General features: G+C 68.7%; 11 protein-coding genes and 1 pseudogene. 8 read left to right on the top strand and 4 right to left on the bottom strand.

The genetic code is table 11. The features are described from left to right. Window positions 1-245 precede the first annotated feature (245 nt). Window positions 246-1,538: pseudogene (locus D1409_RS12875) on the bottom strand (NAD(P)/FAD-dependent oxidoreductase); the annotation flags it as partial. A gap of 89 nt (window positions 1,539-1,627) precedes the next feature. Here D1409_RS12875 and D1409_RS12870 point away from each other — a divergent pair. Continuing rightward, entirely contained in the window at window positions 1,628-2,824 is a 1,197-nt protein-coding gene (locus D1409_RS12870) for a pyridoxal-phosphate dependent enzyme (RefSeq protein ID WP_123537387.1), read from the top strand. A 428-nt stretch (window positions 2,825-3,252) separates the two neighbouring features. Here D1409_RS12870 and D1409_RS12865 read toward each other — a convergent pair whose 3' ends face one another. The 3 genes from D1409_RS12865 to D1409_RS12855 form a co-directional block, all read right to left on the bottom strand. After that, window positions 3,253-3,786 carry a type IV pilin gene (locus D1409_RS12865; RefSeq protein WP_123537386.1) on the bottom strand — a complete coding sequence of 178 codons (534 nt, stop codon included), beginning with the start codon at window positions 3,784-3,786 and terminating at the stop codon, window positions 3,253-3,255. Window positions 3,787-3,970: 184 nt separating this feature from the next. Continuing rightward, window positions 3,971-4,591 (bottom strand): GAP family protein, encoded by a 621-nt coding sequence (locus tag D1409_RS12860; protein WP_123537385.1) that lies wholly within the window; start codon window positions 4,589-4,591, stop codon window positions 3,971-3,973. Between the two features lie 173 nt (window positions 4,592-4,764). Beyond that, window positions 4,765-6,525 (bottom strand): Rieske (2Fe-2S) protein, encoded by a 1,761-nt coding sequence (locus D1409_RS12855; RefSeq protein ID WP_123537384.1) that lies wholly within the window; start codon window positions 6,523-6,525, stop codon window positions 4,765-4,767. A gap of 165 nt (window positions 6,526-6,690) precedes the next feature. On the opposite strand from D1409_RS12855, the gene D1409_RS12850 reads away from it, so the two are divergent. The 7 genes from D1409_RS12850 (at window position 6,691) to D1409_RS12820 (ending at window position 12,372) form a co-directional block, all read left to right on the top strand. Continuing rightward, the gene (locus tag D1409_RS12850) at window positions 6,691-7,290 is read left to right on the top strand and encodes a DUF5789 family protein (RefSeq protein WP_123537383.1); all 600 of its coding nucleotides are present in this window, start codon (window positions 6,691-6,693) and stop codon (window positions 7,288-7,290) included. Between the two features lie 82 nt (window positions 7,291-7,372). Further along, window positions 7,373-7,978 carry a cupin domain-containing protein gene (locus D1409_RS12845; RefSeq protein ID WP_123537382.1) on the top strand — a complete coding sequence of 202 codons (606 nt, stop codon included), beginning with the start codon at window positions 7,373-7,375 and terminating at the stop codon, window positions 7,976-7,978. Window positions 7,979-8,039: 61 nt separating this feature from the next. Then, a complete protein-coding gene (locus tag D1409_RS12840; protein ID WP_123537381.1) occupies window positions 8,040-8,840 on the top strand; it encodes a hypothetical protein in 801 nt (266 codons plus the stop codon). Window positions 8,841-8,929: 89 nt separating this feature from the next. Then, window positions 8,930-10,087, top strand: a complete 1,158-nt coding sequence (dnaJ, locus tag D1409_RS12835; protein WP_123537380.1) for a molecular chaperone DnaJ — start codon at window positions 8,930-8,932, stop codon at window positions 10,085-10,087. Window positions 10,088-10,512: 425 nt separating this feature from the next. Next, window positions 10,513-11,028, top strand: a complete 516-nt coding sequence (locus D1409_RS12830) for an Lrp/AsnC family transcriptional regulator (RefSeq protein WP_123537379.1) — start codon at window positions 10,513-10,515, stop codon at window positions 11,026-11,028. Between the two features lie 177 nt (window positions 11,029-11,205). Beyond that, window positions 11,206-11,535 (top strand): winged helix-turn-helix domain-containing protein, encoded by a 330-nt coding sequence (locus D1409_RS12825; protein ID WP_164471670.1) that lies wholly within the window; start codon window positions 11,206-11,208, stop codon window positions 11,533-11,535. A gap of 120 nt (window positions 11,536-11,655) precedes the next feature. Continuing rightward, window positions 11,656-12,372, top strand: coding sequence for a hypothetical protein (locus D1409_RS12820; protein ID WP_123537377.1), 717 nt, complete (start codon window positions 11,656-11,658; stop codon window positions 12,370-12,372). Window positions 12,373-12,380 lie beyond the last annotated feature (8 nt).

The following is a 12,380-nucleotide window of genomic DNA, read 5'->3' as shown; positions in this document are numbered from 1 at the left end:
ACCCGCTCGCGGGCGCTGTGCGGGATATCCCCACTCCGTTCGGATAGTGCCCGCACAGCGCCTCCCCTTCGGCGCGACCGGGCCTCGCCCTTTCAATCCGCCAGGACCGCACGGCACCGCGCCTCACACCTCCCCAGCCGACTCGCTCGCTCCTGCCGTCGCTCGCTCGTCCCTCGCACGATGCTGTCGCGGGACGAGACCCGCGACAGCGCGCGCCAGTTCGGTAGTCCGTCGGTTTCAGCCGCTCAAACGTCGTCTCTGACCGCTTCGGCAGCGACCCGTCCGCTCTCCAGCGCGCCCTGAATCGAGGACCACTGGGTGTAGTCGCCGGCGAGGTAGACGGAGCCCTCGGGCGCATCGACGGCGGGGAGGTCGTCCCTAAACCCGGGCGGCTGGTCGAACTGGGCGAACTCGATCCGGTCCGTGGCGACGAGTTCGAGGTCGTCGAAGCGGTGTTCGGGGTACCACGTGACGAGCGCGTCTTTGACGGCGGTCGCGAGTTCCTCGTCGCTCCGGTCGGGGACGCCGAGCGTCGTCGCCGAGAGGAGGGCGTGGCCGTCGGGGGCGTACTCCGGGGCGACGGTCGAGAGCGGCGCGACGGTGTTCGGACAGCTATCGACCGCGTTGAGGAGGAGCCGGTGCCCGGTGTCGAGCGAGCGGTGCTCCCGCATCGAGAAGTACTGAGTGACACAGCTCCGCGCGTCCGTGGGAATCGCGTCGACGCCGGTCAACTCGCTCGCGCGCTTCGGGTCGGTCGCGACGACGACCGCGTCCGCGTCGACGGTCTCGCCGCCGGTCTCGACCGTCGCAGCCCCCTCCTCGCCGTCGACGGCCGAAACCGCCCGCTCGGTCTCGATGGTCACGCCAGCCTTGCGGGCGCGGGTAGCGAGTTGTGCGGGGATTGCGCCCATCCCCCGGGCGGGGACGGCGGTCTCGCCGCGCGAGAGCATCGAGAACGTGTAGCGGAAGACGCCGGCGTCGGTCGACAGCGAGCGGTCGAGCGTGATGCCGCCGTAGAACGGGGCGGCGAAGTTCTCGACGAAGCGCTCGGAGAACCCCTTGCGGTCGAGGTACTCGCGGATGCTCTCGGCGGGACCGTCGAGGAGCGTCTCGGGGTCCGCGTTCCCGAGCTGGCGGCGCAACTGCAGGATGCGGACCTTGTCCAGGACGGTCACGTCCGGGTTCAGCGCCGACTGGATGGCCGCGAACGGGGCCCGGAGCGGGTCGGCGAGCACCGAGCGGTGGTCCGGGCGGGCGATGGTCGCGCCGGGGGCGAAGCCTCGCAGGTCCAGCGCGTCGAGGTCGAGTTCCTCGCGGACGGCCGGGTAGGCCGTGAAGAGCACCTGGAACCCGCGGTCGAGGGTGAAGCCGTCCACCTCGCGCGAGCGGACCCGCCCGCCCAGTTCGTCGCGGCGCTCGAACAGCGTCACGTCCGCGCCGTCTTCGGCCAGGCGCCGCGCGGCGACCAGACCGGACAGTCCTCCGCCGACGATGACGACCTCGCTCATATCTCGACCTCGGACCGGACCCACTAAACGGCCCTGTCTCGGTCCGCGACGGCCGCCCTTGGCCCGCGCATCGGCCGCGAACGAACAGTGCTTAGTCGATGGCAACCCGCGCTCCGGGTATGGACACCACCGCCGCGCTCGACGGCCTCGCCTGCGTCGACTGCGAGGCGACCCACGACCCGACCGAGACGCCGCGACGCTGCCCCGACTGCGGCGGCGTGCTCGTCCCGACGTACGACCACTCCGCCGTCGAGGTGACGCGAGACTCCCTCGCCGACGAACGCTTCGACGGCGTCGCCCGCTTCGGCGAGTTGCTCCCCTTCGCCACGGAGGCGCTCGTCACGCTCGACGAGGGGACGACCCCCCTGATCTCCTGTCCCGAGTTCGCCGACGACCTCGGCGTTCGCGCCGTCTACGTCAAAGACGAGGGCGCCAACCCGACCGGAACGGCTGCCGACCGTGGGGCCGCGCTCGCCGTGACGGCCGCCCGCGCCCACGGTGCCGAGAAGGTCGCGCTCCCGACGACCGGCGACGCGGGCCAGAGCGTCGCCGCCTACGCCGCACGCGCCGGCCTCGACTCGGAGGCGTTCGTCCCGACGCGCTCGACGTTCGTCGCCAAGGCCATGACCAACGTCCACGGCGGCGACATGAGCGTCGTCGAGGGCCGCTACCCCGACGCCGTCGAGGCCTTCGAGAGCGCGATGGCCGACGACGACAACGCCGACTGGCACTCGCTCGCCCCCTTCGACTCGCCGTACCGCCACGAGGGCGCCAAGACCCTCCTCTTCGAAGTCGTCGAGCAGTTGGACTGGGAGGTGCCAGACGCCGTCGTCCACCCGACCGCTCACGGCCTCGGCGTCGTCGGCAGTCACCTCGCCGCTCAGCAGTTGGTCGGCGCGGACCTCGCCGACGAGACGCCCGCGCTCCACGTCGCACAGCCGGAGGACTGCGCGCCCATCGTCGCCGCCGACGACGCCGGCGACGACGACACCGAGGTCTGGGAGCGCCCGGACACCCTCGTCGGATCGCTGGAGGTTGACGACCCCGAAGGCGGCGCGCTCGCGCTCGACGCGGTCCGCGACACCGGCGGCTGGGCAGTCGGCGCCAGCGACGACGACGCCCTCGAAGCGGCCGTCACGCTCGCGAAAGAGGGCGTCGAGGCCAGCGCTACCGGCGGTGTCGGCGCCGCGGCCGCCCAGGAACTCGCCGCCGGCGGCCACCTCGGGAGCGACGACGTGGTCGTGCTCGTCAACCCCGTCGCCGGCAACAAGGAGAACGACGTGCTCCGCTCGCACCTGATGCGGAAGGGCATCTGACCGGTCGAAAGCCCTCTATTTTGCCGCAGTGGCGCGCGCTGTCGAGCGTCCTGAGCGATAGCGAAGGCGCGAGACGTAGTCGTGCGAGGGATGAGCGAGGGAACGAAGTGACTGAGCGAATCGGCTGGGGAGGGACGAGGCCGTCTGTGGTGCCGTGCGGTGCTGTGCGGGTGCAATCGCGGTCCTGGCGGACTGAAAGGGCGAGGCGCGGTCGCGTTTATTTTAGTCGTCTGAGCGGGCACTATCCGCGCGAGTGTGGTGCGGTGCTGGTGTCCGAGCGCGGATATCCCGCCTCAGCGACCGCGAGCGGGCCGAGGGCTTTCGTCGCTTGCTGTCTCCTGCGGTTAGTACAATTCATAGCGAGCGCATCGAGGGCGTTCGTCACTCGCGGTCGTCGGCAGCACCAGAAACAGAAAAACGTGCGACAGTCACGACCCGAGCGTCGCGTTCGCGAGCGTCACCGACCGAGTCTCGCTGCTCCGCATCGAGCCTTCCCAGACGACGCGCACGCTGTCCCCGTCCTCTAGATGGAAGCCGACGCTCCGCTCGGCGTCGAGGTAGTTCTCGTCGCCGTCGGAGTCCACGCTCGGGTCGTCGATCCTCAGCGAATCACCGGACCTGACCGGGTACCCGCCCCCACGCTTGGTCGGCCCCGCCGAATCGCTCACCCACACGACCTCGTCGCTGTTCCCGGTGCTCCCGTCGACGACGACCACCAGCAGGCGCTCTGTCGTGCGGTCCGAGATGGAGTCGCCGCCGACGTGTTCGACGGTCAGCGCGCTCGCGTCGCCGTCGAACGACACGGAGAAGTCGGCGTTCGGGCTGTCGCGGCGGAACTCGTCGCCGAAGTAGACGACGGAGCCGACGACCGCGGCGGTGATCGCGAGGACGACGAGCCAGACGACCCACCGCTCGACCGCGAGTCCGCGTTCGTCGCCGACGAATCCGAGACGTCCGCTCATCAGTACCCGAACTCACTCGCGCCGGGTAGTTAGCTGTCGGGGATCGGTGCCGACGGTACGGGAGGAAACGAACCGATTCAGTCCGCGCTCCCCTCGCGGAGGTTCCCGCCGCGGTACAGCGATAGGCGATAGTGAACGTCCCCTCGGACTCGCGCGGGGTCGGGAAGTCCGCGGCCATCGCCGGTCAGGTGAGCACCAGCACGAGGAAGAAGACGAGGACGACCTCGTTGACGATCCAGGCGTTGTCGTTCATCCAGTCGCGGACCTGTGGAAGCAGGGTCTCGGCGCGAGCACCCAGCAGCACTACCGCGAGCGACGGAATCGCCAGCAGCGAGAGCGTGAGGGCGACGAACGGGGCGGCGTCGACCAGCGGGAGGTCGTTCGCGGCGAGGTACGACCCGACGGCGACGGACGTGACGATGTCGGTCGGGAACACGCCGAGCAGGAGAAATCCGAGACGGAAGGAGAATCGCGGGGTCGCTCGCTCCAGTTTCCCGATCCACTTCGGCGGCTCGGACTCCTCGCGCCCGAGGAACGTGGATATCATCGCCGCGACGATCAACACGAGGACCACCGTCGAGAGGGGACCGTTCGACTCCTCGCCCCCGCCCGCACCCCCGCCCACCGACACGCCGCCGAGGAGATAGGTCAGCGTGACCACCGCCGAGATCGAGATCGCCGCGCCGAGTACGAACAGCGCGGAGTTGCGCCGCCAGTCGCGACTCGTCGCCAGAAAGATGGCGCTGAGAAACTGCGGCCCGGCGACCATGACGATCGCGAGCGGGAGTATCGTGAGGAAGCTCATTCGCGTGCCCACCGCGGGCTCGCAGCCTGCTCGTTGACCGCCGGTCCCCGCGCGGACCCGGTGACGTGTGAACGCACGCACACATCTGCGCCTGTGACCGGAATCAGGCTACTGCAGGCGATTTCAAGGTCGGAACTGGCCGGCGAGGGCGGCGGTCGACTCGACCGCCGTCGTCAGTCCGCGCTCCCCTCGTGGAGGTTCTCGCCGCGATACAGCCGATGGGCGATGGTGAACGTCTGCTCGGCCTCGCGGCGCGTCGGGAAGTGGGCGGCCATGTACCGCGCCGGTGCGACCAGCGCCAGCCGCCGCTCGTAGTCGCTCCGGGCCGACTCGAACTGCGCGAACCCGCCCTCGACGCTCTGGAGGGTGTGGAAACCCGCGTCCTCGCGGAGCAGCCCTTCGGCCATCGTCCGCTTCAGCGCGTCGGGGTCGCCGCCGGCGTCGAAGTGGCGGCTCACGATCCGATCGGCCTCGTCGACGCGACCCTGTTCGTCGAAGGTCGCCAGCAGTCGCTCGCGCAACTCTGCGGGGTCCTCGTCGCCACCTTCCCCGGGTTCCGGGAGGGGCGCCTCGGGCTGGTTGAGGAAGCGGTCGAGATACACGGACATCGCGCCCTGCCAGCACGCTCGATACAGGTCGTCGGCGTCGGTTCGCCCCGCGAGTCGCTCGACGGCGTTCGCGAACGAGAACGTGTGATACACGGTGTTCCAGTCGCCGAACTCGTTGCTGGTGGCGAAGTGAGCCACCCGTCGGAGCGCCGCGACGGCGACGGCGTGGGCCAGTTGCTCGGTCGTCGCGCCCGCCCTGATCGCGTCCCGGAGCGCCTCGTCGATGGCGTGGGGGTCGTCCGAGAGCAGCGTCTCGACGAAGTCGTCTGGACGCTCCCACGACTTCCCGTCCCCGGCGGCCGAGAGAGCCGGGATGTCCTCGTCGGCGTCGAAACACAGTTCGGCGACGTCGACGGGCTGGCGCCACGCGTTGGTCTCCTCGGCCCGCGAACCGTCCGTGATCGTGTCGACCGTCGACGCGAGCACGTCCTCCGCCCTGTCCCACCCGACGTGGTCCAGCGTCTCGAACGCCTTGTTGACGAAATCGATCGTGTGGCTCGCGTTCATATAGAGGTGGTCGGTCGCGGCGGCGACGAGGATCTCCACGAGGTCCTCCGGGGGTAGCGTCGCCGTCGCCGCGCGGAGACAGCGTTCGGCGCCGTCGGCGTCGCGCACCTCGCAGGTCTCGCGGAACCACGACTTCAGTCGCGCCTTCGAGAGGTCCTCGTTGCTCAGCGCGTACTGGTCGAATCGCGGCGGCTGACCCGCGCAGTTATCGGCCACCTCGCGGACGCCGACGAACATCGCCCGCTGTTTCTCGTCGTGGTCGACCCGGTCGTAGAGGTTCGCCATCGCGCCGAGCGTCGTCAGCCCGCGCCCCCAGCCGTCGGCACGGTACTTCGTCCCGAAGTCCACGGCCGTTTCGAGCGGCGTCGCGAACCCCTCACCGTGGTGGTCGAGGTGGATCGCGGCCTTCGCCATCACCAGCGAGAGGTTCTCGCGCATCCCGTCCACGAGTCGATTCCGCCAGTGGACCTCCGGCGCCACGTCGGTCTCCGGGTCGGGATCGACGTACACCTCGCCGTCGCGCACCTCCGTCGGGAACGTCTGCACGTCGTCGGCCCAGATGTCGAACGTGTCGCCACAGGAGAGTTCGAACCGAGCGTGGTGCCAGTGGCAGGTCAGCAGTCCGTCCTCGACGGTCCCCTTCGAGAGCGGAAAGCCCATGTGCGGGCACCGGTTGTCGACGCCGTACACCTCGCCGTCGTGGTGAAACAGCGCGATGCTGTGCCCGCCGACCGTCGTCACCGTCCGCCCCTCCTCCCGGAGGTCGTCGAGAGCCGCGACCCGCTCGAACGCCGAACCGGACGTGCTGTCTGATGACATACGACACGGTTCGGCCGGACGGGATATAGGCGTTCGCTGAAGCGGGTTTTTGAAATCGAACGGTCAGGTCCGGCGTCACTGTCGCGAGCGGATGGTGTGAGGATACTCACAGGTCGAAAACCGGCGGCCACAGGCTTACCCGCGCAGGACTCGAACACTTCAGGGATGCCAGACGACAAATCGGGGAGAGACAAACAGGCGCTAGACGAGGAGAACCGACAGCGGATGCGGGCGATGCTCGAAGAGCTCGAACGCAACGACGAGACCGAACCGCCGGTCGAGGAGCGGGAACTCGAGAACCTCGACGCGGAACTCGACACGGTCGAGTTCCCGGCGACGGGGCTGGAGCTCGTCGAGGCGGTCGGCTACCACGAGATCGAGTCGGAGGGGGAGACCCACGACCTGGCGGATCTACTGCCGCGCTCGGAGCGCGAGGAGTACGACTCGCCCGAAGCGGTCCGTGACCGCGTCAGGCGACCGACGATCGCCGCGGCGATGCGACGGATCGTCGAAGCGGCCGACGACCTCCAGGGCGTCGACTTCGGGAGTTCACAGCGGGAGGGGTACGAGCGGACGTTCCGGGAACTCAAAGCCATCGACGCCGTCGACGACGACGAGGGGATCCCGGTCATGGCCGACTGGATCGTCGAGCGCATCCGCGAGAAGGAGAAGCTCCCGGGCTCGCGCGACGTGCGCCGGGAGGCCGCGAAGTACTGCCGGAAGAACGGCTACGAGGTCAGTAACGACGAGTGGCTCGGTGTGTAGCGCGGGTCTGACCGAGTCACGCCACCGCAGTCCCGACAGCCCGTCCCACAGACACTTTTCGGTCCCGGTCGACCGTCCGGGCATGGAACGAGTCGTCATCGACGACCTGTCGTCCAGTCCGTCCCCCGACGCCGACCGCCGCGGCCTCACCGGCCCCCTCGGAGCGACCGACGCGGCGCTCAATCAGTATCGCATCCCGCCCGGCGACGGCTTCCCCAGCGGCCTCCACACCCACGTGGACCAGGAGGAGATTTTCGTCGTCCTCGACGGCGAGGCGACGTTCGAGACGCTCCCCGAGCGAGACGGCCCCGTGGACCGACCACGCACCGGTCGCGTCGTCACCGTCGAGAGCGGCGAGGCGATCCGCTTCGCCCCCGGCGAGTACCAGTCCGGCCACAACCGCAGCGACGGGGATCTGGTCGCGCTGGCTATCGGCGCGCCGCGCGACAGCGAGGACGTGCGCGTCCCCGTCGCCTGTCCCGACTGCGAGCGAGCGGACTTCGCGCTCGACACCGGCGGCGAGACGCTCTCGTTCGTCTGTCCCGACTGCGGCGCCGAGCGCGTCCCCGCTCCCTGTCCCGACTGCGGCGCGGACGCGATGACGCTCGGTCTCGACGACGAGAACGAGGTCGTCGCGGCCTGTGACGAGTGCGGCGCCGAGTTCGACCGGCCGCCGTACCGGACGTAGCACACGGCCGCACGTTCGTTACTGCCAGAAAACACTTACCGTCGACCCCGAGAGGAACCGTATGCGTCGCCGTCAGTTCGTCGCCGCCCTCCCGCTCGCGAGTGGATTCGCCGGCTGTGTCGGCGGGTCGTCCCGCTTCGGTGCGACCGAAACGCGGTCGCCAGCGCCCGACGAACCGGTCCAGACCACGCTTCGCTCGTCGTATCGATACGGTGTCAACGACGACGCTATCGGGGTCTCCGCGCCCGAGCACGCGCAGTTCGCGTTCGTTCGCCCGCCAGACACGGACACCGACCACCCAACGGACGCCTACACGCTCGAAATCGGTTCGGAGCGATTCGCGCCCGCCACGTCTGTGTCGGGATTCATGTCCTGGACACCCGACGTCGACTCGGTGTACACGGACGAGCGCAGGTCGGGAGCGCTCAGGTTCGACGTTCCCAGGGTCGAGGCAGACAGCGCGGCGCTGCTCCGCGACGGTCGCCGCTGGCCGCTCGACGAGTCCACCCGCGAACGCCTCCCCACTGCACCGGATCTCGGCCTCGACTCGATCGATATCCCGGAGTCGGTCGAACCGAACGAGCGGTTCGAACTCGGCGTGACCGTCACCAACGACGGCGACCGAACGGGCACGTTCCTCGCTGGCTTCCGGACCGGCGGACTTCCGAAGACCGTCGAGGTCGAAGTCGACCCCGGTGACACGGGCGCCGGATCTGCAACGTTCGAAGCGTACGACGGCGAGGGTGAGATTCCGTTCGCGTACAGCGGTCCAGGAGAGAGTCGGCGGGTCGCGGTCGACATCGTCGCCGGTACGGAGACGTCCCACTCGGCGACCAGCGGTTCTGGCACCGACACGCCGTAGTCGACCACCGGGGGTTCCGACGTCGGCGCGGGGGACGAATCCAGACCCGTTCTATTCAAGTATCTCAACCATCTACACCGCGACAAGTAATGAGCGAGGACTTCTACGAGGTACTCGGCGTCTCCCGGGACGCCAGCGAGGACGAGATCCAGGAGGCCTACCGGGAGAAGGCGCGCGAGTATCACCCCGACGTGAGCGACGAGCCCGACGCCGAGGAGAAGTTCAAGCAGGCCAAGAAGGCGAAGGAGGTCCTCACCGACGAGGAACAGCGCCAGATGTACGACCAGCTGGGCCACGACCGCTACGTCGAGGCCGACAAGCACGGCGCCACCGACAACGGCGGCCGCGGCGCCGGCGGCATGGGCGGTATGGGCGGCATGGGCGGCGGTCAGGGCCCCTTCGGCGACATGTCCGACATCTTCGAGACGTTCTTCGGCGGCGGTGGCGGCGGCGGGTCCAACCGCCCCCGTCAGGGTCGAGACCTCCGCACTGGACTCGAGATCGACCTCGAGGACGCCTACCACGGCGTCGAGAAGGAACTCAACGTCACCCGCCCGGACACCTGTTCGGACTGTAACGGGCAGGGCCACCCGCCGGACACCGACTCCCGGCAGTGCCCCGAGTGCGACGGCCGCGGGCAGACCACCACCGTCCAGCAGACCCCGATGGGTCGCGTCCAGCAGCGCCAGACCTGCCGGCGCTGTGAGGGCGAGGGAACCATCTACGACGAGACGTGTTCGACCTGCCGCGGCGACGGCGTCGTCCGCGAGGACGCCTCCCTCTCCGTCGAGATCCCGGCCGGCATCGAGGACGGCCAGACCCTCCGCATGGAGCGCGAGGGCGCCCCCGGCGAACGCGGCGGCCCCAAGGGCGACCTCCTGATCGAGGTCTCGGTGCGGGACCACCCCGACTTCGAGCGCGACGGCGCGGACCTGCACCACCAGGAGCCCATCTCCTTCCCGCAGGCGGTGTTCGGCGACAGCATCGAGGTGCCGACCGTCGACGGCAAGGTCGAACTCGACGTCCCCAAGGGCACCCAGAGCGGCGAGACGTTCCGCCTCTCCGGCAAGGGCATGCCCCGTCTCCGCCGGCGCGGCAACGGCGACCTCTACGTCCAGGTGCAGGTCGTCACCCCCGACTCCCTCAACGAGGAGCAGCGCGAGGCCCTCGAAGCCTTCGCCGAGGCCGGCGGCGAGGAGGTCGAGGTCGAACAGGGCTTCTTCGAGAAGATCAAGAGCTCCTTCTAGACCATCTTTTTCCGCCGGGGGCATCCTCGGCGCGCTTCGCGCGCCTGCGGGTACCCCCGACGCAAAAACATGGTCTTACCGAGCGAAGCGAGGCAAGGCTCGGAAGTCGGAGCCGCGAGCGAAGCGAGCGGACCGCCTTCCGGTGGTGAAAAAGCCGGACGCTTCAGTCGCTCCGCTCCTTCGCGTCCGGTGAGTCACGCTCCCTCCGCTCACTGGCCCCCCTCACGAGCGACGTCCGAAGGAGTGACCACCGCGAACGACTCCGGACGTATCAGAGCATGCTCTGACGGTGAAACCGCGCCTCGCTTCGCTCGGCCCGGTACGATCCCAGCACCGCCGTAGAACCGCTCGTAGCCACGTATTCACCACGTACGTAGGGTTACTCCTCGAAGGCGACAAGTGTCGGCGGCCCGTGCCTGTAAGCGATGTGCGCGTCCCCCGAGTTCACGCCGCTCGACGACATCGACCGGGCGATCCTCCAGTTACTACAGCGGGATGCCCGACACAGGACCGCGGTCGAGATAGCCGAGCAGGTCGGTGTCAGTGACGGGACCGTGCGAAATCGCATCGAGGACTTGGAGGACCGGGGTGTCCTCGAAGGGTACGTCCCGGTCGTGGACTACGAGGCCGCGGGCTACCAGCTCGAGGTCCGGTTCACCTGCACGGCCACCATCGTCGAACGGGAGCAACTCGCCCGGAAGGCGCTCGAAATCGGCGGCGTCGTGGAAGTGATGGAACTGATGTCCGGCCGGGAAAACGTCGATATCGTCGCCGTCGCCCCGAAAAGCGACGACCTGACACGGATCGCGGAGGCTCTCCACGAACTCGGGCTCCAGATCGAGAGCCAGGAACTGATCCGCCACAGGTACATTCGGCCGTTCGACCACTTCGGCACAGAGAACGTCGCCGGGGACGACGAATCCGGGTCCTACGAAGTGTAGCTCTATCGAGGCGTCGCGCCCGAATTCCGTTTTTCGAAATCTCTCGTCTTCTCGCACCGCTGGGCCGGTACCGACTCGCCGAGATTTCGATAATACGAGCCTTCAGGCCTACGTTTGCCATTTTCCAAGTATCACCCTGGCGAAAGCAATATACGTACACGGAGCGGACAATAGGTGATGAGTTCCATAGACGGTCGAATGAAACACAGCAACAAATCGCTGGTCTACGACGCGCTCTCGAATCCTCGGCGACTGCGTGTCGTCCGCTGTCTGAAGGAGGCCGGGGAGACGCTCGCGCTGGAGGAACTCGCGGAGCGAGTCACCCGATGGGAACGGGAGGAGGACGGTGCGGACGACGTCGACGTCGACACCGTACACGCGTCGCTCTACCACGTCCACGTCCCGAAGCTCTCGGAGGCGGGCATCGTGCGGTACAGGAAGGACGAATCGAAAGTGACGCTCGGCGACTCGGTGTCGTTCGACGCGATCGATATCTTCGGCGAGTAGACGTGCTGGACTCTCGCGTTCTGCAGTTCCGTTTCCGGTAGCCGTCACCCGACAGCCCGGTGGGCGGCGCGAGCGCGCCCTATCGCCCAGCTTTTTGCCGATTCCGACCGAAGCGCCGCCATGGACGTGATCGGGGACCTGGTCGCGCGCGAGCGGCGCACCGACGAACTGGCGGTTCGGACCGACAGCCGCGCCGGCTCGTACAGCTACGAGAAGTTCTGTACGAACGCCTGGAAGACCGGCAACCTCCTGCGCCACTACGGCGTCCGCGGCGGCGCCACCGTCGCCGTCGACGCCGGCGAGTCGCTGACGCCGTCGCCCCTGCTCGCGCTGTTCGGCGCCGGACTGCTCGGCGCGCCGGTCCGGTTCGACCCGTCGAGCGACTGCGACGCCAAAGCGCTCCTCGTCCCCGCCGAACGGGCCGACGCCTACGACCCCGAACCGGGGACGAAGACGCTGGTCTACGGCGACGTGCCCGACGACCCCGAGTTCGCCCACTTCGAAGCCGAGATGTGGAGCGAGAACCCGACGAACCCGCCGGACGTCGTCGAACCCGACGCGCCCGCGCTGGACGCGGCCGGGGAGACGTTCACTCACGAACGACTGCTGGACGCGAGTGCGGCCGTCGTCGACGAGTGGGGGCTTGACGAGAGCAGCGAGGTGACGATCCGCGCGCCGCTCTCGAACCCCGGGACCGTGGTCGCGGGCGTGCTCGCGCCGATTCGCGCCGGTGGCACGGTACTCGTCGATCGCACCCGGACCGGGACGGTCGCGGTGGCTGACGGGAGCGGAGACGTCCCCGAATCGACGGTGATCGATCCGTCGGACCTGCTGTGAGAACTGGG

This window comes from Halosimplex salinum, assembly GCF_003730195.1.
GTDB classification, from domain to species: domain Archaea; phylum Halobacteriota; class Halobacteria; order Halobacteriales; family Haloarculaceae; genus Halosimplex; species Halosimplex salinum.
Note: the sequence above shows the minus strand (reverse complement) of the source record. Positions and strands in the feature narration are given on the sequence as shown.